Raw genomic sequence first — 22,456 nt, forward strand, 5'->3', positions numbered from 1 at the left:
CAACAGGTCTTACAGGTGCTACCGGTTTAACTGGTGCAGCGGGTACCAATGGAATAGATGGTGCTACGGGTGCTGCTGGTCCAATAGGCCCAACTGGTGCTACGGGACTAACTGGTTTAACCGGCGCTATTGGGCCGATTGGCGCAACTGGGTCAGCAGGAACTAATGGCGCAACAGGTCTTACAGGTGGAACCGGTTTAACTGGTGCATCAGGAAGTAATGGTATAGATGGAGCTACGGGTGCTACTGGTCCAATAGGGTCAACTGGTGCTACTGGACTAACTGGTTTAATCGGCGCTACAGGGCCGATTGGTGCTACCGGATCAGCAGGAACTAATGGAACTAATGGCACAACAGGTGCAACAGGTCTTACAGGTGCTACCGGTTTAACTGGTGCAGCGGGTACCAATGGAATAGATGGTGCTACGGGTGCTGCTGGTCCAATAGGCCCAACTGGTGCTACGGGACTAACTGGTTTAACCGGCGCAACAGGTCTTACAGGTGGAACCGGTTTAACTGGTGCATCAGGAAGTAATGGAATAGATGGTGCTACGGGTGCAACAGGCTCAATAGGTCCGATTGGTTTAACTGGTGCAGTTGGAGCTACTGGTCCGATAGGCCCAACAGGCTTAACCGGAGCAACCGGTACTACCGGCCCAATAGGTGCAACAGGCTTAACCGGAGCAACTGGAACTAATGGTACAGATGGTGCAGCAGGAGTAAATGCGATAGTTGCCTTTGCCGATTTCTATGCAATGATGCCAGGAGATAATGCTGCTACTGTTGCGGGTGGGGCAGCGGTTGCTTTTCCTCAAAATGGCCCTTCCAATGGAATTATTACACGCACAAGTGCTACGCAATTTACTCTTCCTGCTATAGGTACTTACATGGTTAGCTGGCAGGTAAGTGTTTCCGAAGCGGCGCAACTGGTATTGGAAATCAATGGGACGGAGAACCTAAGTACTGTTGTAGGCAGAGCGGGATTAACCACCCAGCTTATTGGGAATAGATTAATTACTACAACCTCTGCAAATAGTGTATTGCGCGTTGTTAATCCGATCGGAAACCCTACGGCAATAACAATTACCCCTTTGGCGGGCGGGGCACGGGCGGTGAGCGCATCATTGGTCATCACCCGCATTTTATAATCGCCACAAATAAGAGAGATGAATCATCTTAATAAATTAATCACGACAATTATCCTGGGCCTGGTTTCACTGAGCGGGTATGCACAGCAGGATGCCGGATTTTCTATGTATTTTTTTAATCCCATGTCTGTTAATCCCGCTTATGCAGGCAGCAGAGAAGCACTATCGGGTACGCTGGTAGCCCGCAACCAATGGGTGGGTATGGAAGGTGCCCCAACCACTCAATCATTGACGGTGCACAGCGCACTCACGAATTTAAAATTTGGGTTGGGGTTGCAAGTCTACAATGATCAGGCAGGACCAATGCACAATACCGGTATCAATCTCACTTATGCCTATCATCTACCGATAGGAGAAAAAACAAAAGTATCATTCGGCCTTACGGGGATGCTGAATAATATAAGTATAGGATGGTCATCCATCAACATTGAAAAGCCTGCTGATCCTGCATTTGCAGGTAATGCTACAATGAGTTGGGCCGGCGATGCCGGTGCGAGCATATACCTCTACCGATCAAGATTTTACCTTGGACTTAGTGTGAATCATCTTCTCCAATCGCGGTTTGGACAGACACATTCTGCAGGAGCTGATCTGGCGAAGTTTTACAGGCAATATTATCTTACATCGGGAATAGTGATACCTGTAAATGAAACAATAAATTTCAGACCTTCTCTGCTGGTAAAATATGTAAATGCTGCTCCAGCTGTTGCAGAAGTGGACGGTACATTCATTTTTTATGAAAGGTTGTTTGTTGGTGCAGGATACAGAGCGGGTAAAAGGATAAACATGCCGGGTGCAGACAATATGCTGATAGGGATAGCAGAATTTGAAATAACAAAATCTCTGCGAATTGGCTATTCTTATGATTACTACCTGAACCAGACGGGTGCATATAATAGTGGCACACATGAGTTTATGGTGGGTTGGGACATTAGTAGAAATAAAAGCAAATTATCAAGTCCGAGATTTTTTTAGATGATACACCACAATGCTATGAAGTTCATTTACTTCTTTCTTATTTATGGTCTGCTTCAGACATCCGTTAGTGCGCAAACACCCAAAGCCGATATTCTCTTCGACAATTGGGAGTATTTTCGGGCTGCTAAACTTTATACTGAAGTAGCTGCAAAAAAGCCAGGTGCTGCGATTTATTTTAAACTTGGCGAATGCTATAGAAAGATGCACTTGTACAGAGATGAAGTAGCTGCCTATGACAAAGTAAATGCGTTTGGTTTATTTGATAAATCCGAATTTTATTTGCATTATGCCGTGTCACTTAGGTCAACGGGAAGGGATGCAGATGCTAAAGCAGCTTATGATACATACTGCTCATTAGCACCTTCAGACTTTCGCGGGCCATTTCTTCGTGCGGCTATAGACATAGCGAATACAGACCACCAGTGGGATGTGCCGGTTACAATGACCAATGTTTCATCTGTTAACACGCCAAACGCCGATCTATGCCCTGTATTATACAAAGATGGGATAGTATTCACCTCCAATCGTAAATCACCAGGCCATAATAAAATATACGGTTGGACAGGTGCCAGCTATCTTGATCTGTACTACGCGGCAAAAAGTAAAAATGATAGCAATTACACAGATGTTTCGCCATTTGGGGGCAGTAGAATAATTAAGAAATTTAATGATGGCCCGGCATGTTTTTCCCAAAATTTTGACACGATCTATATTTCACGGGTAGACAGAGATATGAGCACTACGGCTAACCTGAACGTGGCCAACAAAAATGCTCTCGGAATTGACAGGGTTAAAATATTTACATCGGCAATGGTACACGGTAAATGGACAAAGGCAGTTCCTCTCCATCTTAATAGTGATGCTTATTCAGTGGCTAATCCATACCTGTCGAAAGATGGGTCCCGGTTATACTTTGTGTCTGATATGCCTGGCGGGTATGGCGAAACTGATATTTATTATTGCAACAGGGAGGGAACTACGTGGGGGCAACCCCTCAATATGGGAGGCAACGTAAATACGTTTAACAGAGAGTCGTACCCTTCGGAAGATGCAGGTGGAAATTTTTACTTTGCTTCTGATGGGTATCAGGGTTTTGGGGGACTGGACATCTGCGTGGCACTTAACAAACATGGTCAGCTTGAAAAAGCAATTCCGCTCAAGTATCCTTTTAATTCTCCCCAGGATGATTTCGGGATCATGTTTCTAAGGGACATGAAGTCTGGCTATATTACATCAAACCGCTACGAGGGCGGCACCGGCGATGACGATATATTTTTCTTTGACCTCAGTAAGAATACCATAAACTCGGAACTAACAACAACTATCTATACCATTGGGTACAGACCAATAAAACATGATTTGCCGATGCCGCAAATTGTTTCGCCAACAGTATCTATTGCCAAGCAAATATCAATGCCAACAAATTTTGTGATCTACTTTGATCTGGATAAGTACTTCATTCGCCCCGACGCAATTATGCACTTAGACAGCCTTGTGACCATTATGAATGATTTTCCAAATCTTACATTGCTGGCATCAGGAAATTGCGATTGCAGAGGTGGAACGGATCATAACAGAAAACTGGCAGTTAAGCGAAGCAATGCCGCTCTAATGTATCTGAATGGCAAAGGAATTAATGCTGATCGCCTACAGGGCGAGGGATACGGTACCAAGAGAAGTCCGGTTAAGTGTAAAGAGGGTAAGTTGTATAGTTCAGATATGCATCAGCTGGAACGGAGAGCGGAGTTTCATCTACAATAGATCCTTCGCCGATCTTCCAATTTGTAGTTTCACTAAAGGGTTGGGTTACTTACAGTATCTTCATAGGTATGGCTCGCTTGGTAAATGTTTTTACGCGTGTCCATTTGCCGGCTTCTGAGTCTGGATTATAGTCGAGGGTGGTGTGCCATGAGTTTTCGGGTTTGTATTCCTGTTCTATTCCTTTGAGTACGCCGGCGGCTATCTTATCTGAATGAATGATGGTCACGCATTCGGTATTGAGGTTGGCACTACGGGGATCGAGGTTAAATGTGCCTATCACTGTCGTCTTTCCATCTATGACCATGGTTTTGGCATGAAGCCCGAATATGGGTGTGTAGTTCATTTTTTGTTGTAAGGCTCCGGTCATTATCTCATAGCGTTCTTTAGCATCGGGTTTGAATTCGTAGATGTTTAGGCCTGCCTTCAGCAAGGCTTTGCGGACTTTCTGGTAGCCTGCAAATGCGGCGAGGTTGTCGTTTGAAGAGAGGCTATTGGTCATGATGTTTATCTGCACACCTCGCTTTACAGCATCGGCAAATAGTTGCAGGCCTTCTTCGGTAACTATGAGGTATGGCGACTGAATATCCAGTCGGTGGTGCGCGCTGCGGATCAATGCCGCGAGATGTTGCGTGGTATTACCACCGCCGTGCATACCGGCTAGATCATTTTTCCCCGGTGCATCGCTTATGAACTCCACACTGTCCATCCAGATGAGTTTTCCGGATTGCTCTATGTTTTTGAACATATCGGGCAGGGCTTTAATTTTCTCTCTGACCTGTGGCCAGAAGTTTTCGGGGTTGCAGGCATACTGGTGCAGCCGCTCGAATTTTGCTGTGTCTTTAGGGTCATAATCAGGATCTTCCACCAACTGTGTTACCGGCACACTCAATGCATTATTCCAAAAGGTCTCGAAAGAGCTATGCACATCATTCACCGTTTTACCCAGTAGTAATACATCTCTGTCACGGAAGTTAAATTCATGGTCGAAGTCGAAATACTCATCGGCAATGTTGCGGCCACCCGTTATAACTACCTTGCCATCTACGCAGAATGTTTTGTTGTGCATGCGTTGGTTAGCACCTTTAAAATCGGTAGCAAACTTCTTTAGTTTACCTGCTATGTTCTTGCCCAGGTTAACGCCGGGATTGTAGATCTTGATCTCTATATTGGGGTGTGAGTCGAGCGTCAGCAGTTCATGCGGTCCGGCATCGACCAGTATATCATCTATAAGTATACGCACCTTTACGCCACGGTCGGCAGCGCGCACCAGGTAGTCGCACGCGATGAGGCCCACATTGTCTGTAGCAAAGATGAAGTATTGTATATCTATGGTCTTTTCGGCATTCTCGCTGAGCCATGCCCTGGTCATCATGGCATTGCCGCCATCTTCCAGCACGTACACGCCGGTTTTGCCCGTTTTAAGGCTGTCTTGCAGTGGTAGTAATTCCCTGCCCAGTCCGGCTGAGTCACTAAAGTGTATCTGCGAACAGAAGTCTTTTGTGTAAGCCGGTATTTCCTTTGGTTTGCTGCCACAGGAGGTGAGGAATATAAATAAGACTAGCAGGTGGGATGGCTTCATTGGGTAAATTTACAACTCGTTAGTATTTGGCGGTTGTAAATTTTTTGATACAACTTAGCTTGCTTTGTCCTGTATTTTCCGGGTTACTTTTACTACCAGTGCTCTTGGAAGGAAGCGAATGGAATTGGCCATTATATAATTCATAAGCCCATGGATAGCCACCGTTTTACCCTTCATCATAGCCTTATATCCATATTCCGCTACTTCCTTTGACGTAGGCAACTTTTTGCCTTTCACCAATGCGCTCTCCTCCATTGCGGCAGCTGCCTGAAAACCACTTTCTGTAGCGCCCGGACAGAGTGTTGTTACGGTTACGCCCTTATCGCTTACCTCATTGGCAATGGCCTCAGAGAAGCTAAGCACATAGGCCTTTGTGGCGTAGTATACTGCCATTGTGGGGCCCGACTGGAATGCTGCTGTAGATGCCACGTTCATAATTTTACCACTTCCCCGCTTTACCATTTCTTTCAGGTAGAGTTTTGTAAATTGGGTAAGTGTAGTAATGTTCAGGTTGATCATTTGCAGTTCTTTGTTCCAATCTGTTTCTGTGAACATGCCGAAATCGCCAAAGCCTGCATTGTTGATCAGGTAGTCGATCTGGATATTTTGCCTTTTGGTTGCGTCATATACTTCCTGTGCGGCATTGGTTAAGGATAGATCTTTATCAATGCAGTAAACGGTTACCTTATACTTTTGCTCTAACTCAGCTTTTAATTCTTCGAGCCTTACCTTATTTCTTGCTACTAATACCAGGTCATCTCCCTTAGATGCATGTATTCTTGCCAGTTCAAGGCCAATTCCGTTTGAAGCTCCTGTAATTAATGCTGTTGCCATGTGAGGTGAAATTTAGATTTTATGCAAAGCTATCGTTGCAAAACCAAACCAACAACATTAGAGTATAGTCTATACTTGTAATTTATTTTCCGGCACATTATCTTTGCTTTATGCTCATTAACGAACTCTCTAAGCGAACCGGCATTACCGCACATACGATAAGATTTTATGAAAAATCGGGCTTGATAAAGGGCAAGCGGGACGAGCGTATAAAATCCAACAATTACTTTCACTATGATGATGAAACTGTGGAGAAGCTGGAGCTGATATCTGATGCCAAATCAATAGGTTTTACACTTAGTGAAATAGGGCAATTGATGGAAGCGTGGTACAATAATAAGATCACCATCCCCGAAAAAGTGCTTCTACTGGAAGAAAAGCTACGGTCTATAGACGAGAAAATAAAGCACCTGAAGGAAATGAAAAAGATGATAGCTGAGTTTAAGAAAAGTGTGGAAGAGGAGAATTGTTAGTGTACTGTAAAGGGATATAAATAGTATAACCCGCGCACAGCGCGGGTTATACTATTTAATGCTAAGGGGCGACCTTTGAACTTTTTTGTGGAAGATATTAAAGCGATTGCGTCGTTCACCAGTACTGATTAGGGATACAATTGTTTCAGATCAAATCTGTAGTATGACTTGAAACGGAAATAAAATATAAAGGCGGTTTTATTCTTGACAAATAGCTTAACGAAGCATCAATGGCGAAGGTTCTGTGAGAGGAGGTTCATAAAGAACAAAATAATAGCTCGGATTGCAGTTATGTTATTTGTCAACATTATTTTTTCTAAAGTTCATATTATATGTTAGTCCTACGCTAAAGTTTAGCGGGGAAAACTCATAATATGCTACGCTCCAACCTATAATCGGAATTGTAAAAGCTACTTGACTTGAAATGCGAAGGTCTTTGAACACCTTTACACCTAGTGTCACAACGCCTTCGGTATAAACATATGTTCTGGGATTTTGCTCAAAAATGTTAGTTCCATTGTCTTTTACATTATAATAGTTCACTAGAAATAGTCTCGGCGAAAAGGCAAAAGATTTCCTTGAGCTTTTCTTTATAAAATCTGCCTGCAAAAGAAAACGGTTATAATTTGCCGTCTTTGTATATTCGAAAGGCTTAACATTTCCTGTAACAGTATCTCCTCCCTTGAAAAATTTATAGGTATAGCCATTACCGAAAAGCATAAAAATATCACTGGTTCTTCCCTTCTTATTATTCTTGTAATATCCAATACCTATTTCTGAAAAATTGTGCTTTTCTATTGTGTGTTTTGCAGTATGGAAAAATTCATCGTTCGCTCCAAAGGCACTAAAGTTTGCCAATATTGTAAATTTATTTGATGGTGTATAGCTTACTTGCCCATCATAGCCGTTGAAACTAATGTGAGAACCTACTTGTATTTGACCTTTCTTTTGCACCATTGGAACATTAACAATATTCTGCCGATAAATTCCACAAGATGAAAAAGAAAGAACCGCAATAAAGGCAATACAGAGCTTGTTCATGCTTTTCGGAAAACTAAAATGAACTATTTACTTTTTTTATATCCTACGAAGTTAAATAAAAGGTAGTTACAATTATATTCGGGGACATTCGGTACTGACAGAATTCCTTTCGATCTTTTTCTCCCCAAAGGGACTCTTCGAACGACAAAACCCGCGCATAGCGCGGGTTTTGTTATTTGCGGAGGGACAGGGATTCGAACCCTGGATACCCTTTGACAGGTATACACACTTTCCAGGCGTGCCTCTTCAGCCACTCGAGCATCTCTCCGTGAAGGGGCTGCAAATGTAGGGATTTATTGGGACGGAATGTGTTTTGAATGGAAGTAATTTTTGGAGTAATGCACCCTTACCTCACGAAACCCTTCTTTGGGGTGAGTAATACCAATAACTCATTCTTTATCTTTACTTTAGAACTTCGAAATACATAGAGACATGAATGAACAAGTAAGAAAGCTGGAGCCGGCGGCGCTGTGGAATCATTTTGCAGATCTGAACGCGGTGCCACGCCCATCTAAGAAGGAACAAAGGGTAATAGCCTTTATGAAGGCTTTTGGTGAGGGACTGGGGTTGCCAACATCGGAAGATGAGGCTGGTAATGTGCTGATCAAAAAGCCGGCTACCGCTGGCATGGAAGATCGCCAGACGATAGTGATGCAGAGCCACCTGGATATGGTGCACCAGAAGAACAGCGATACTACTTTTGACTTTGACAAGCAGGGTATAGAGATGTACGTAGATGGTGACTGGGTAAGGGCTAAGGGCACCACGCTTGGCGCTGATAATGGTATTGGTGTTGCATCAATTATGTCACTGTTATCATCTACGGATATTGCTCATCCTGCTATTGAGGCATTGTTTACGATAGATGAAGAAACCGGTATGACCGGTGCATTGGAACTGAAGGGTGGGGTGCTGACGGGTAAGATATTGCTGAACCTGGATACGGAAGCGGACAATGAACTGACCATAGGTTGCGCGGGTGGTATAGATATTACCGCAACCGGCAACTATAAGATGATGAAACCCAACAATACGGTTCCATACACCATAGCCGTAAAAGGGCTTACAGGCGGGCATTCGGGTGCTGATATTCACTTGGGGAGGGCCAATGCCAATAAGCTGATGAACCGCATATTGCTGTCGCTTACCAAGTCTATGACCATCAATATTGCCAGTATAAACGGTGGTAGTTTACGAAATGCAATTCCACGTGAGTCGGTAGCGGTGGTAGTGTTGAGTGAGAGTAATGTAGGAAGATTTCAGGAGGCAATGGCACAGTTTGATGCCATACTTAAAGATGAATACAGGGCAACAGATCCTAAGCTGGTTGTAAGTATTGAAAGTGCTGAAATGCCTGCACAGGTAATGGAGCCTTTTTTCCAGAATAAAATATTACGTGCGCTATATGCCTGCCCTAATGGTATCTATCGCATGAGTCCGGAGATAGCCGGCCTGGTGCAGAGCTCTAACAACCTGGCACGTGTATTAGTTACCGATGGTTCTTATAGCCTGCAGTGCCTTACCCGTAGTTCGGTAGACACAGAAAAGTATGATCTTAAAGATGCGATAGGCAGTGCATTTGAGTTGATGGAAGCTAACCTTACCTTTAGCGGTGTATACCCGGGTTGGGCGCCTAAACCGGGCTCCCCAATAGTGAAGCTGATGTCGGATCTGTACAAGGAAATGTTCCATGAAGAAGCGCACGTCAATGCTGTTCATGCGGGTCTGGAATGTGGTATACTGGGTACAAATTATCCGGGAATGGAAATGATATCTTTCGGCCCTAATATTACCGGTGCACACTCACCGGATGAAAGCGCACAGATATCTTCTGTGCAAAAATACTGGTCTTATTTGCTAGAGACATTGAAGAGAATACCGAAAAACTAATTGATATTAACTGAAAGCGAAAGCTGCGATCATCCGATCGCAGCTTTCGCTTTTTTTATGGTTCATTATTTTTCTTTTTCCATGTGTGAGGCTAAATTTGACGATCTTATTTAAATCCCTTTTACCAACATGAAAACTAGAAAAGTAATACTCTACATTGCCATGAGCCTGGATGGCTATATTGCTACGAACGACGGTGATCTTAGCTGGCTGGATGCCGTGCAAGTGCCTGGTGAAGACTATGGTTACAATGCTTTTGTCAGCTCAGTAGACACTGTTATCATGGGGCGGAAGACGTACGATAAAGTACTCACTTTCGATATTCCTTTTCCCCATAAAGGCCATATGTGTTACGTGCTGTCCAATAGCAAACAAGGGACAGATGAAAATGTAACTTTTTATAACGGCGACCTTACAGCATTGATAGCCGATCTTAAGTCAAAAGAAGGAGAGGATATATTTGTAGATGGTGGTGCCAATATTGTGAATGAACTAATGAAACACGGGCTGATCGATAAGTTCATCGTTTCTGTTATCCCTGTATTTCTTGGTGGTGGGATACGATTATTCAATGATGGCAGGCCGGGTGAAACGCTGAAGTTGGGGCACACATCCACTTATCCATCGGGCCTGGTGCAAATGTGGTATGATAGGGTTTAGTGTTTCTTGCTAACGTATTCGTTTAGCGTAACGAGATTTTGAACAGCGCCACCCATAGTATTATTAAAATAGGCGAATACCGACTTCCCTTCATTCAGCCAGTCTTTAATGTATGCCGCGTGTTCGTTAAGAAAATCGTCGCTGTAGCTGCCGCGGTAATCGCCGGCTTCGCCATGGAAACGCATAACGACAAAATCTGATTCCATATCTATCAATGGTGTAGCAGAGGTTGGCATGTCATGTATCACTACTGATGCGTGGTACTGTTCCAGCATCTGGTAGGTGTAGTCGTTGTACCATGATTTGTCTCTGAACTCGATAGCTAATTTCCATTGTCTGTTTTCATTGTACAGTTGAATGTCGTCCAGGAGTTTTCTAGTCACTTTTGTGCGAGACGCCTTTACACTTGCCGGGAGCTGGATAAGAACACAGCCACTTTTTGCTCCGGTGGGCTTTATGGCCTGCATAAATTTCAAAACGTCGTCGGTGTTGTAGGTCAGTTCTTTTGCATGGGTAATACCCTTCCATAGCTTGAAGGTGAAACGAAAATTGTCGGGTACATCATTGGCCCATTTTTCTACCGTGCGAGCCATCGGTATTTTATAAAATGAGCTGTTTACCTCCAGGCTGCTGAACAGGGATGCATAGTAGTTAAGCCTGCTTTTATCCCGGTACTGGGGAGGGAATAGCAGTTTGTTTTTTACGGGTAAGACAATATTACTGGTCCCGGAATAGTATTTACCCTTATTTTTATGAATGGCGGACATGTGTTTGGTGTTACAAGCTTTGTGCCAACACGTTTTAAGAAAACCGGCTTAATTTTACTGTAATTAGTGTATTATGAAAATAGCTACCTACAATGTGAATGGCATTAGCGCCCGTCTCCCTGTTCTGTTGCGTTGGTTAGCCGAAGCGCAACCCGACGTTGTGTGCCTGCAAGAGCTGAAAGCACCACAGGAAAAGTTCCCGCTTAAGGAAATACAGGATGCGGGTTATCATGCCATATGGCATGGACAGAAGAGCTGGAATGGTGTGGCTATTTTGTCTCGTAGTGCAGATATAAAAGAGGTACGCCGTGGGCTGCCGGGCGATGAAGAAGATGTGCAGAGCAGGTATATAGAGGCGATGGTAAACGATGTGCTTATAGCTTGCTTGTACCTGCCCAATGGTAATCCTGCACCAGGTCCGAAATTTGATTACAAGCTGGACTGGTTCAGGCGGTTTACCACTCATGCTCAGATGCTATGGGAAGAAGATATACCCGTAGTACTTTGCGGCGATTACAATGTAATACCAACTGCGCTGGATGCATATAAAGCGGAGCGATGGGTAGATGATGCCTTGTTCCGACCTGAGACGGTTGAAGCCTTTAATAAACTCATGCAGCAAGGCTGGACAGATGCCATAAGAAAGCTGTACCCCTATGAGGTCATCTATACTTTCTTCGATTACTTCCGCGATGCTTATGGTCGTAATGCCGGTCTGCGCATAGATCATTTCCTGCTTAGTCCGCACCTCAATAAGCGACTACTTGCCGGTGGTGTATACCACGATGTACGCGGCTGGGAAAAGAGTAGTGATCATGCACCGGTGTGGATAGAAGTGAAGGATTAGTTCACCTGTGATTTAAATAATACTTCCGCATTCTCTGTTGTGATCCGCTCTACATCCAGGTAAGATACCTCCATAAGCTCAGCAATCTTTACTGCTATAACCGGTATGTAGCTGCTCTCATTGCGCTTGCCGCGGTAGGGAACGGGTGCCAGGTAAGGTGCGTCTGTTTCCAGTACTACATGGCTTAAGCCTATCTCTTTTAGGGTGTCGGGTAGGGTGCTTTTCTTATAAGTAAACGCGCCTCCTAGACCCAGGTAAAAACCAAGCTCCATGATCTGTTTAGCTTCGTCGGTTGTGCCGCTGAAACAGTGGAATACGCCGGTTAGTTTGCCGTTTTGTTTCTTACGGACGATGTCTATACAATCTTGTGTGCTGCTGCGGCTGTGTATAACTATAGGCAGGTTGTGTTGTAGGGCAAGATCTATCTGCCGTTCAAAGGCAATGATCTGCTGTTCCTTAAAGGTCATGTCCCAGTAGTAGTCGAGGCCTATTTCACCTACTGCATAAAATTGCCTGTCTCCCAGCCACTTTTCTACAATGGCCAGTTCGTCATTGTAGTTCTCCTTTACATAAGTCGGGTGCAGGCCCATCATGGGCAGGCAATTCTCCGGCCATTGGTCGGCCAGTTGCAGCATGCCTTTTATAGTTCCGCTGTCGCAGTTGGGCATATACATACGGGTTACGCCGGCTTCAATAGCCCGTTGTATCTGCTGCTCATCGGTAATAAGGGTTTCGTCGTATAAGTGGGTATGGGTATCTATGTACATTATGTGACAAAGGTAATCAGTGGATACTTAATAATAAGTTATCGTCCGAGCGTAAACTAAATCCTTACTATATGCTTTCGTTACCCAGTTGTTGTGAATGTCGTACTTATAAGTAATTAGCGAGACAGAAGGCTTGCCAAATATATACTGCTTCATATAATTAATATTGCCACACTCATCGTATTTGCAAGTTATTTTTCCATCAGGTTTACCCTTGTAATCAAAAATATCCTGTTCAATTATTCTTCCTGCAGCGTCATATTTTATTATTGCTTTACCGGCAAAATAACCTTCCATTCCCATACCAAAATACTCATACATTTTATAGAAAACATTTGCCGATTCGGTGGCGTCTTTAGTACCGTGGCTGGTATTTATCTCTGCAAGTTGGCTCTTGTTGTTGTATTTGAATGTAATTTTTTGTTGTCTTGAAATGCTGCTATCAAGTTTTCCGAATTCGTTTATTTTTTCAATAACAACTTTGCCTTCTTTATCATATTCAAACTGAGTTATGAATTTTACAACGGTATTATCGATCAACGTTTCTATTTGTTGTCCTTTATCATTGTATTTATATAGGATGGTTTCTACATAGTCTTCTAATGTGTTTGCACTTGTTTGTTTTAGCAAATGATGCTCCTTATCATAGTAAAATATGGTTGTGTATTTACTGATGTAGGCCGAATCGCTTGTAGTTATAGTAGAAGGTGTGTCGTCATTTGGATCATTCACGTATATTGGTTCATTGACGCATATAGATTTGATCAGATACCCTTCAGTATCAAAAGAATCAAGTTGATAGTCTTTTTTAGAATCGTTCAGTACCTCAACAATAGTTTTCACTTTGCCATTTAAATTCCGCTTTTGCCAATCATTCTTTCCATTGCTCTGGCCGAAGCTTGAGATGCTCACGAATAATAGAATCAATAAGGTTGTAATAAATCTCATAGTGTCGATTGTTTATTAAACAGGTAGCGCCTTTAATTGCCATCCCATAGCCTTACAGTGTTCCAACACCTTAGGCAAGGCAAAGTGCATCCTTTCCCAGGCTTTTTCGCTGTCGTGAAATACTATTATGGAACCGGGCTGTATGTGGTTAAGTGCATGTGCGGCGCACTGCTGTGGAGTAATATTTTTGTCAAAATCGCCGGTAATAATATCCCACATGTATATCTTCCATGCAGGGTGGGCATTGATGAGTTTTCTGGCTTGAGTTAGCTTTATGCGGCCATAGGGCGGGCGGAATATTTTGTTGCTGATCACCTGCGCCGCCCTGGTAATATTTTTCAGGTAGGTGAAGTTCTCATTCTTCCAGCCGCTGATGTGGTCGTAGGTGTGGTTGCCGGTCACATGGCCTTCGGCCAGTATGCGGTTGTACATTTCATTGTGCAGTACTACGTTGTTGCCTACACAGAAGAAGGTTGCTTTAGCATTGTATTTGGCCAGCTCGTCCAGTACAAAAGCAGTTGCTGTAGGGTGGGGGCCATCATCAAATGTGAGGTAAACAGCGGGCTCATTACCCACAGGCATATCCCAGATGATCTCTTTGGGAAACAGTTTTTTCAGCCACTGGGGTGTCTTTACCCAATACGTTACCATGCTATAAAAATAAGAAACGATTTTGCATGGTTATATTTTATTTATCAGGTTCAGCTGTATCCATCCTTTGTGGCCGTCGGGCAGAACTGCTTCTATATACTCACCCCTAGTCGATCCGGTTTTAATTGTGGTTCCTTCCGGTATCAGGCTGACGGGTTTCCCTTTCAGGTCGGCATTCATCAGTGGTGCGTCATGTTGCATTACCACGGCTTTGTTACTGTTACTTACATTCCCGGCCGAAAAGTAAGCGAGTGTCAAAATACATATCCACACTAATACAAGGATGACCATCAGTTGTGGAGGCACTATTGTTACGCCGGTTTTCCTGGTGCGGCTCACCAGCATAATGAGCACAATTGTTACGAAGGTTATCAGGGATAATATCGCCCATATATTGGCTGCCGATGCCTTGGTAAGGTTATGCCACCATTCAATGAAAAAAATCTCGGGCACTACCTGTATATGATTGCTTATCCTGTTTTGAGTCAATATAAGGTTTTCCCTTGCTTCCTTATGATCGGGATTTATGTGGAGTGCTCTCTCGTAGTTGAGTATAGCCGGTGCCACCTGGTTAAGCCGGTAATAGGTGTTGCCAAGGTTATAATAAACTTCTGCTATGCCGGGGTGTGTGGCCGCTACCTGCTCATAGCAGGCCAGTGCGCTGTCGTACTGCTTTTGTTGAAACAGCTGATTCGCTTTGTTCCAGAGTGCGTTGCCGGCATCGGCTGCCATAGCGCAAACGGATGATAGAATTATCAGAACGCCGGTCAGTAATGTGCCTTTCATTGTTGCCGCGGTCGATGTCATTTTATTGATGCTGTATTTATAAAGTTGGTTAGTTGCGTAGTCACTCACCTTTTAGTCCTCTTTCGTTTTCACATAAAAGTAAAACAACTAAGCGCTTTTACTTTTGAGTTTTACTTTTTTACTTAAATAACTCCTTCCAGGTCGCTGATCACCTTCATAGCAGCCTCATAAGTATGGCTCATGTCATTCTTGCCGCCGGTTGCATATAGGGCTGTTTCGCATTCCCATATCACATCTTCAAACTGCTGCTGCACTACCTGCGGTACTTTACGCTCCGCAAAAGCAGCACGTGCGGTATCTCTCGAAAGGGCAGACAATGGTATATGCAACTTATCGCTAAGATACAACCATATGGCTTTAGATACTTCTTCGTGGAAAGAGGTTTTGTTCTGCTCAGCCAGCAATTTCTTGGCGGTCATTAGTCGCTGCAAGGCTATTTTATTAGCCTTTTTATGCCTGATCATAGTATCATCATGCTCATCACTTTTCTTTCGCCATACCAATAAGCCTACAAATGCCAGCACTGGTAGCGCATATAGCGACCAGTATCCCGGTGATTCTAAAAGTGGCTTGTTCTTCATCTGCAAGTCAGTAAGGCTCTTAGTGGCGTTACCATTTATGTCTTTCCTTGTTACGGAAATATTTTCAGTAGGCTTTGTCGGGTTATAGTGTTTTCCCGGTGTTATATGCACTTTTATAGGCGCCGTGTTGATGGTTACATACTTGCCAGCGTTAGCATCAAAGTAGGTAAATGGTACGGAAGGTATTTCATAATCTCCGGGTGTTTGTGGTGTAATAGCGTAGCTAAGAATTTTAGATCCGCTTATTGTAGTGCTACGGCCGGTAATGGTATCTACTACTACGGGGTCGTAAGTGTTGATGCCGCTAGGCAGGTGCAATTTCGGAGGAGTGATAAACTTGATGTTGCCGCTGCCGCTTATTGTAAGGGTGAGCGTAGCTACATCGTCTGTAGTTAGTTCTTTTTTATCCAGTTTGGCTTCAGCAGTGAACTTTCCTACAGCACCACCATATTCCTCGGGTTGACCATTATCAGGCAGTGCTGAAACATTGATCTTTACAGGTGGATTTTTTAATGTAATCGGTACGTCTCTGAACACTGTAGCATCATAATAGGCATTGTTAAATACCGGGTCATTCATCATCAACGTTCCGGTAAATGGATTAACGAAATCATCCGCTACTCGGCGGCGCACCTGTTGGGTGATCTTAGCAGCACCTTTTATTTCTACAGGGTCGAGCTCCAATGCACCTGCCTGTTGTGGAAATAATGCCAGCTTTTTGATCAGGAACACCTGGTATTTCTTTCCGTCTACAACTTCTATTGTTGGTTTTGGCTGCGGAATATCGAAATATTCTACCCAAAAACCGTTAAGGTCTGGTAGTCCGTTAAGCCCAGCTTCAAAAGGTATACGGGAGTACAGTTTATAGCTGGCTGTTATCTGCTCACCTACATGCACCTTGCTCTTATCTACTACAACTCTTACAAAGATATCTTTTTTAAGCTGAGCTTCGTCAATTGCCGGGGCAGCTGGTGCAGATTTTGACTGAGGTTGCAGTGGTTGTGCTCCTCGCGCCTGAGGCATTGGCTGCATTTGCCGCGCTCTTTGCATTTGCTGTATGTAAGCGTTTTGTAACCGATTTACCTGCGCCTGCAGTTGCTCGAACTGTGCCATCTGCTGCTGAAACTGTGCTAAGGGGTCATCGTCCTCGTCCATCATTTTTTGATTGGCGGGACGTCGCGGCTGTTGTGGTGCCAGCGAGCCTGGTACCACTTCAATTGTTATTGCATTAGACTGATAAACGTGTCCTGCATTATCTTTCGCTGATGCGGGCGGGATGGTTAGCTTTCCGACTTTATTTGGTTTGACTATATAGCTTACTCTAAATGAAACGGATCGTACTCCATTTTCAATATTAAAACTCTGTATTGGGTATGGGCCTTGAAGGGGAGTAAAGTCTCCGAACCCATTAGTCCGTATACCCTCAAGGTTTTCTACATTACGAACTACAAAGTCCAGTTGAACCTGGTCTTTTATGCCGATCCTGCCTGAAGATGGGGTAGCTATAAAAGCCACTTGCGCCCATGCATGGCAACAACCCCCTAGTGCTAAAAGGAATAGTATGTTACAACGCCACATATGCTTAATGTGATTCATATTTAGGTATGCACAAAATTAATTTGATTGTTCATCTATCAGAAAAAGCAGTGGTTAAACCTACGTTAAAAAGAAATTTTATAAGTCCCCTTTAACAGGTCGCATTATTATGGTCTCAACATTAGCTTGCGGCGACAAATTAGCAGCACTCCACAGCATACTGGCTATATCATTGGCTTCCATTATGCGCTCACTCGGTACGCCGCTTCCCTCCCACGATGGCGTATATACGGCACCGGGGCATATGGCAGTCACCTTTATGTTGTGCGGTTTCAGTTCTTCCCTTAGGTTATCAGAGAATCCCAGCAAAGCGTATTTAGTAATGCTGTATGATCCGCCGTTAGGATAGGCTTTAAGGCTGGCTACCGAGCACATATTGAAAATATGTCCGCTTCCCGCGTTTTTCATAGTTGGGGCAAGTACCCTGGTAAGGTGGTAAGCGCTATATACATTTACAGACATCAGTGTTTCCAACCTATCATCGGGTTCCTCGCAGATATCACCCGGTAAAAATGAGCCGGCATTGTTAACAAGGATGTCTACTTGCGAGAACGTATCCAGTACGTATTTTCCAAAAGCTTCAGTCTCAGTTCTATTTCCCAGGTCGGCAGGGTAGGCAGCTATTGTTGCTTTCGGGTATTGCGCTGTCCACTCCTGGGTTAGCTCAGCCAACTTTTCTTTGTTGCGTGCGCAAATGGCAACGGAGTATCCCTTGCTTAATAATTTTTCGGCTATAGTTTTGCCTATTCCTTGTGTAGCGCCTGTTATTACCGCGTGTGGCATAAAATTATTTGCGGGTAATTTACATGATTTTATCTAACGGTAGATATATTGTAATAATAGCGCATCTGGCAGCCGTTGGTTCTTTTACAGTAATTTCGCCGCTCGCAGTTATGTCTATGGCCTCTCGTCTTGCATCCTTATTACTTATTTTGTTCGCTCCCTTTGTTGGGGTGGCGCAGCAGGATAATGATGCATGGTACCCCGTTCCTGCGCAGCACTATGGGTTTATTCAATACGATGAAAATGTGATCAGCTTACCTCATGGCCTTGATTCGTTTTTTTATAAGCTGCAGGCATTAAAGCATAATCATAACGGGAGGGTCAATGTCATTCATATTGGCGACTCACATACCCAGGCTGATGGTGTGACGGCTGTTATGCGGTTGGGTTTACAGGAATATTTTGGTAATGCCGGCCGTGGCTTGGTATTTCCTTACCAACTTGCCAATTCCAATGCACCACATGATATCCGTTCTTCTTCCAATACTTCCTGGAAAAGCAACAGACTCACTAGTCCTGATAAACCGATTGCAACAGGTATTTCAGGTTATGGTATTCATTCAGCCAATCAGAATGCCGCGGTGAATATTGCCCTTAAGGATATGGATGGCAGGCAGGAACGGTTCAACAGGATGGTGTTTTTCCTGTGCAATGATAATGTTTGCTACCGCATGTCTGATAGCAACCTGGCATCTCCATTTACGTTTAATACGACAAGGAGTACTACAGAAAATTCATTTACTGTCAATACAGATTCCATGATCACCAGCTTTCAATTGGCTAAGGTAAGTTCTACCAACGCCGTTGATTATAGCTTTTATGGTGTATCGCTGGAAAAGCGCGATACCCCCGGTGTTTTATACCATACCATAGGGGTAAACGGTGCCCGCTACGATCAATTTCTCCCTAATGACCTGTTTTGGTCTCAGCTGAAAGATCTGGACGGTGATCTGTTTATCGTTTCCCTTGGTACTAATGAGGCACAAAACCCTACTGTAAACGAGGCCGCACTAAGTGCCACCTGTGATTCGTTTGTGCGGATGATACATCGTATTGCGCCGCATGCCGCCGTATTGATCACCACCCCTGCGGGCTCTTATTACCGGAAGAAGAAGCCAAATAAGTCGATACAAAATGTTGCAGATGCTTTGAAGCGCTACTGTACTACAGCGCACGTACCGTATTGGGACCTCCTTGATGTGAGCGGTGGTGTGCCTGGCACATTGTCGTGGAAGAAATTAAGTCTTATCAGTCAGGATCTCGTGCATTACAATAATGCAGGGTATTACCTGCAGGGACAGTTATTGCTTAATGCAGTTGCCAAAAGTTATAATACGTTCGAAAAAGCGCACCCATATGCTGTTAAAAAGGCAGCTGCACCAGCCAAAGCCACGCCTGCAAACAAGATCATAAAAACTGAAGTAGTAAAGGCAAAACTTCCGCCAGAACCTGCTAAAGCACCTGAGCCAAAGAAACCCGAAGTGCCGCCAACACTCAAACCCTCGGTGCCGGAAGATCAGCCGACTAAACCTGGTAGTAACATTAAAGTGCAGTATGAGTGGTAATTGTAGGCAAACTGTAAAAAAATGCGTTGTTGGTTTTCATTGAGGAATTAGTAGTAAATTTGAAATTCATTATAGCTAATATGAAAAAAATATTGCTGGCAGCCGGTATAGGCGCATTAGCCATCACTTCATGCAAGGAAAAACCACCTTACATCAATCTTTCGGCTACAACTGTTGCTGCTAAAGTAGATACTACTTATGTGCTGGCTACGGTTCCGGTTGCCGATCCGCACCAGATACTTATTGAAAATTTCACCGGTGCTACTTGTTCCAATTGCCCGGCGGCCCATGATGTGCTTCATGCGCTGGATAGTGCGTATGCCGGCAGGTTAAACATTGTATCGTTATACATCAAGAACTTTTCTCAGACCAACCCACCTGAAGGTGCTAAATATGACTTCAGAACGCAGGGTGCAACCGATATAATGAATAGTGTATTCCCGGGTATTGGCGCCATGCCATGTGCGGGTATAGACAGATTACCTGTAGGCGATGCCAGTACCTATGGTAATGGCAACCTTATAGGCAGGAATTTATGGAATACTGTGGTGGCGGACCGCGTTACTACTAACGATAGCATTAATCTTACACTTACCAGCACTTATGATGCAGCATCGCGCAATGCTACCATAAACCTGAAGGTTACTTACCTGGAACCAACGAGCGTAGCGCAAAATTTTTCTATAGTAGTTGTAGAAGATAGTTTTGTAGATGTGCAGGAGTATCCTACTTTTTTCGATACTGCATATAAGTTTAGTAATATCTACCGCGGATCTGTAACCACAGGTGCTTTTGGTGAATCAATATTGCCGGCAATGGCTACAAAGGTGAAGGGCACCGTATATGATGTGACTTATACTTATCCTGTAGATGCTGCATGGAATCCTGCACATTGCCGTTTGGTAGCCTATGTTAATAAGGGTGCAGCAAGTGGTGGTATTAATGTTTACCAGTCTGCACAGGCCAAATTGAAACCATAATTTCATACTACAAGTCATAAAACAAATAAGCGGGGTCTTTCGATCCCGCTTATTTGTTTTATGTGATTTTATAACTCACTCCTCATCCTCTTTTGCAGGTTCTTCGTCTTTTTTAGAAGAGTCTTTCTTTACATCCTCTTTTTTAGGCTCGTCTTCATCGTCATTCTTTTTAGGGGCTTCTTTCTTTACATCTTCTTTTTTAGGAGTGTCCTTTTTTACGTCTTCTTTTTTCACGTCTTCCTTCTTCTGTTCTTCCTTTTTAGGTTCTTCTTTTTTAGTCCCTTCTTCTTTTTTAGCTTTTTCCTTTTTATCGGCCTTTTCTTTTTGTCTCTTTTCTTTATTAGACGGCTCATCTTCTTTCCCACCCGGGTTGTGCAGGGGATCATTGCCTTTTTTATCCTTGTCCGCATCTTCCTTCTTCTTGTCGCCTTCCGCTCCTTCAGGTTGGTCTTTCTTCTCTGTTATTACCTGATCTTTAGTACTGCCGCCTGCATTATTATCCAAAATGCGGTCCAGCTTTTCCATTTTTGCCTGTGACAGGTCTTTCTGTGCCAGTTCTACGTCATAACCCGTCTGGTTCTCGCCATTCGTCCATGATCCTGTATATACTTTGCTGCTCAGTTCCAGGTCCATTACTCCCACAGGTTCCTCCATTACCCATTTGCCATCTTCGGTCTTAGACACTTCCAGTCTCACATAGTCCTGCATGTCGCCAAACTTATACAGCCCATCCCAGTTGGTCACTTTACCCTGTGCATTTTTCATGTAGCGCACATATAGCTCCACAGGTATCTCGTCATCAAACTTGCCTTTGTAGAGCTTTCGGTCTACTACCTCTTTCCTCATTTTATTCGCATCCTCCTCTATTACAGGTGCCGAGCTTAGCAGGAGATCTCGCCTTATCTTAGCAGAATCTACCGGTAGCTGCGGGCCGCTGGCTTTCTGTTTGGCCTCTGCCAGCTTTATAGAGTCTTTGCGCACGGAGTCTTTATACGCAAAGCTCACCACGCCGGTATCTGCTTTAGCTGAATCTTCTTTTCGTTGCAGATCCAGTTGCTGTAACTTATGTATGTGCTTTCGCTCTGCCTTTTCACGTTCCAGGAACTGGTCTATATTACTAGCCTCCAATACATTCAATACCTGCCCGCCACAAAAGAATCCGTTTACCTTTTGAATTTCCATTATGGTAATGCAGTAAGTGGTACTACTGAGCATATCCCTTACAAACATGTATCCTTTAAACCGGTCGGGGGCAATACGGCGCATGCCTTCCAGTCCGGGTGTTACGCCTTGTTTCTGCAATTCATATCGTTGCATCACTATCCCTTTCCAGTTAATGCCGGAGTCTTCCCCCTTTCTCAGCGCTTCTGCAAACCTGCCGATAATAGCATGATTATAAAAAGGATCAAGATCTATCAATACCGTCGGGTGGTCCCTCAGCTCGGCCAGCTCCTTTTGTGCCTCCGGCGACTGGTCTGAATTATGGGTCACCATGCGCCACAATGTATCGAGTGGGGGAAACAGGCTGTAGTAACTCATGGTATCTTTCGCCCGCAGACATTGCAGCACCCTGTCCATCAGTTCAGCTTCCGATCTGGGGGCACCGGCATACCTGTGTCTCCGCCCTATAGCCTCCGCATCGGTACAGAAAAACAAGAAACATGTAATAAATACAATTAATATTTTCATTGTAGCAAGGCGATAAAGTTAGTTATTTCAGGTTAAATGAAATTATGGTCAATGTAACGTACCGGTAAAAACAACAATGTGCATTAATACCATTTACAATTCCAAAATACA

The 22,456-nt window shown here is 43.9% G+C and carries 20 protein-coding genes and 1 tRNA gene; 9 read left to right on the plus strand and 12 right to left on the minus strand.

The window, feature by feature from the left end:
* The 3 genes from CJD36_RS23855 to CJD36_RS00015 all read left to right on the plus strand — a co-directional run.
* A partial coding sequence (locus CJD36_RS23855) for a BclA C-terminal domain-containing protein (RefSeq protein WP_133162424.1) occupies positions 1 to 1,148 on the plus strand: 1,148 nt, incomplete at its 5' end.
* An 18-nt stretch (positions 1,149 to 1,166) separates the two neighbouring features.
* The gene (locus CJD36_RS00010) at positions 1,167 to 2,123 is read left to right on the plus strand and encodes a PorP/SprF family type IX secretion system membrane protein (protein ID WP_105037066.1); all 957 of its coding nucleotides are present in this window, start codon (positions 1,167 to 1,169) and stop codon (positions 2,121 to 2,123) included.
* Positions 2,124 to 2,141: 18 nt separating this feature from the next.
* The gene (locus CJD36_RS00015) at positions 2,142 to 3,887 is read left to right on the plus strand and encodes an OmpA family protein (RefSeq protein ID WP_161499153.1); all 1,746 of its coding nucleotides are present in this window, start codon (positions 2,142 to 2,144) and stop codon (positions 3,885 to 3,887) included.
* Between the two features lie 49 nt (positions 3,888 to 3,936).
* Here the strand turns inward: CJD36_RS00015 and CJD36_RS00020 are convergent, their stop codons facing one another.
* Both CJD36_RS00020 and CJD36_RS00025 read right to left on the minus strand, forming a co-directional pair.
* Positions 3,937 to 5,466 (minus strand): phospholipase D-like domain-containing protein, encoded by a 1,530-nt coding sequence (locus tag CJD36_RS00020; RefSeq protein ID WP_105037068.1) that lies wholly within the window; start codon positions 5,464 to 5,466, stop codon positions 3,937 to 3,939.
* Between the two features lie 54 nt (positions 5,467 to 5,520).
* Entirely contained in the window at positions 5,521 to 6,300 is a 780-nt protein-coding gene (locus CJD36_RS00025) for an SDR family NAD(P)-dependent oxidoreductase (protein ID WP_105037069.1), read from the minus strand.
* Positions 6,301 to 6,410: 110 nt separating this feature from the next.
* On the opposite strand from CJD36_RS00025, the gene CJD36_RS00030 reads away from it, so the two are divergent.
* Positions 6,411 to 6,773: a MerR family transcriptional regulator gene (locus CJD36_RS00030; RefSeq protein ID WP_105037070.1), complete on the plus strand. Its 363-nt coding sequence runs from the start codon at positions 6,411 to 6,413 to the stop codon at positions 6,771 to 6,773.
* Positions 6,774 to 7,067: 294 nt separating this feature from the next.
* Here the strand turns inward: CJD36_RS00030 and CJD36_RS00035 are convergent, their stop codons facing one another.
* Entirely contained in the window at positions 7,068 to 7,814 is a 747-nt protein-coding gene (locus tag CJD36_RS00035; protein ID WP_133162425.1) for a hypothetical protein, read from the minus strand.
* Between the two features lie 179 nt (positions 7,815 to 7,993).
* Positions 7,994 to 8,082, minus strand: a tRNA-Ser gene (locus CJD36_RS00040).
* 164 nt (positions 8,083 to 8,246) lie between these two features.
* Here CJD36_RS00040 and CJD36_RS00045 point away from each other — a divergent pair.
* Entirely contained in the window at positions 8,247 to 9,704 is a 1,458-nt protein-coding gene (locus CJD36_RS00045) for an aminoacyl-histidine dipeptidase (protein ID WP_105037072.1), read from the plus strand.
* Positions 9,705 to 9,833: 129 nt separating this feature from the next.
* Positions 9,834 to 10,364 (plus strand): dihydrofolate reductase family protein, encoded by a 531-nt coding sequence (locus CJD36_RS00050; protein WP_105037073.1) that lies wholly within the window; start codon positions 9,834 to 9,836, stop codon positions 10,362 to 10,364.
* On the opposite strand, the gene CJD36_RS00055 is transcribed toward CJD36_RS00050, so the two are convergent.
* The gene (locus CJD36_RS00055; RefSeq protein WP_105037074.1) at positions 10,361 to 11,131 is read right to left on the minus strand and encodes a DUF72 domain-containing protein; all 771 of its coding nucleotides are present in this window, start codon (positions 11,129 to 11,131) and stop codon (positions 10,361 to 10,363) included. The two genes, CJD36_RS00050 and CJD36_RS00055, sit on opposite strands and share 4 nt — an antisense overlap.
* A 73-nt stretch (positions 11,132 to 11,204) precedes the next feature.
* Between CJD36_RS00055 and xth the strand changes: the two genes are divergently transcribed.
* Entirely contained in the window at positions 11,205 to 11,978 is a 774-nt protein-coding gene (gene xth, locus CJD36_RS00060; protein ID WP_105037075.1) for an exodeoxyribonuclease III, read from the plus strand.
* Here the strand turns inward: xth and CJD36_RS00065 are convergent.
* The 6 genes from CJD36_RS00065 to CJD36_RS00090 all read right to left on the minus strand — a co-directional run bounded on the left by CJD36_RS00065 (position 11,975) and on the right by CJD36_RS00090 (position 18,111).
* Positions 11,975 to 12,745: a TatD family hydrolase gene (locus CJD36_RS00065; protein ID WP_105037076.1), complete on the minus strand. Its 771-nt coding sequence runs from the start codon at positions 12,743 to 12,745 to the stop codon at positions 11,975 to 11,977. The genes xth and CJD36_RS00065 overlap by 4 nt on opposite strands.
* Positions 12,746 to 12,772: 27 nt before the next feature.
* Positions 12,773 to 13,693 (minus strand): hypothetical protein, encoded by a 921-nt coding sequence (locus CJD36_RS00070; protein ID WP_133162426.1) that lies wholly within the window; start codon positions 13,691 to 13,693, stop codon positions 12,773 to 12,775.
* Between the two features lie 15 nt (positions 13,694 to 13,708).
* Positions 13,709 to 14,344 carry a polysaccharide deacetylase family protein gene (locus tag CJD36_RS00075; RefSeq protein ID WP_105037078.1) on the minus strand — a complete coding sequence of 212 codons (636 nt, stop codon included), beginning with the start codon at positions 14,342 to 14,344 and terminating at the stop codon, positions 13,709 to 13,711.
* Positions 14,345 to 14,374: 30 nt separating this feature from the next.
* On the minus strand, positions 14,375 to 15,151 hold the full coding sequence (locus tag CJD36_RS00080; protein WP_133162427.1) for a tetratricopeptide repeat protein: 777 nt from the start codon (positions 15,149 to 15,151) through the stop codon (positions 14,375 to 14,377).
* A gap of 122 nt (positions 15,152 to 15,273) precedes the next feature.
* Entirely contained in the window at positions 15,274 to 17,328 is a 2,055-nt protein-coding gene (locus tag CJD36_RS00085) for a BatD family protein (RefSeq protein WP_105037080.1), read from the minus strand.
* A gap of 78 nt (positions 17,329 to 17,406) precedes the next feature.
* Entirely contained in the window at positions 17,407 to 18,111 is a 705-nt protein-coding gene (locus CJD36_RS00090; RefSeq protein WP_105037081.1) for an SDR family oxidoreductase, read from the minus strand.
* A gap of 23 nt (positions 18,112 to 18,134) precedes the next feature.
* On the opposite strand from CJD36_RS00090, the gene CJD36_RS00095 reads away from it, so the two are divergent.
* A complete protein-coding gene (locus tag CJD36_RS00095) occupies positions 18,135 to 19,676 on the plus strand; it encodes a GDSL-type esterase/lipase family protein (RefSeq protein ID WP_105037082.1) in 1,542 nt (513 codons plus the stop codon).
* A gap of 80 nt (positions 19,677 to 19,756) precedes the next feature.
* Positions 19,757 to 20,656, plus strand: a complete 900-nt coding sequence (locus CJD36_RS00100; protein WP_105037083.1) for an Omp28-related outer membrane protein — start codon at positions 19,757 to 19,759, stop codon at positions 20,654 to 20,656.
* A gap of 75 nt (positions 20,657 to 20,731) precedes the next feature.
* Here the strand turns inward: CJD36_RS00100 and CJD36_RS23100 are convergent, their stop codons facing one another.
* Entirely contained in the window at positions 20,732 to 22,345 is a 1,614-nt protein-coding gene (locus CJD36_RS23100) for a hypothetical protein (protein WP_161499154.1), read from the minus strand.
* Between the last annotated feature and the right edge of the window lie 111 nt (positions 22,346 to 22,456).

It is taken from the genome of Flavipsychrobacter stenotrophus (assembly GCF_002954265.1).
GTDB lineage: Bacteria > Bacteroidota > Bacteroidia > Chitinophagales > Chitinophagaceae > Flavipsychrobacter > Flavipsychrobacter stenotrophus.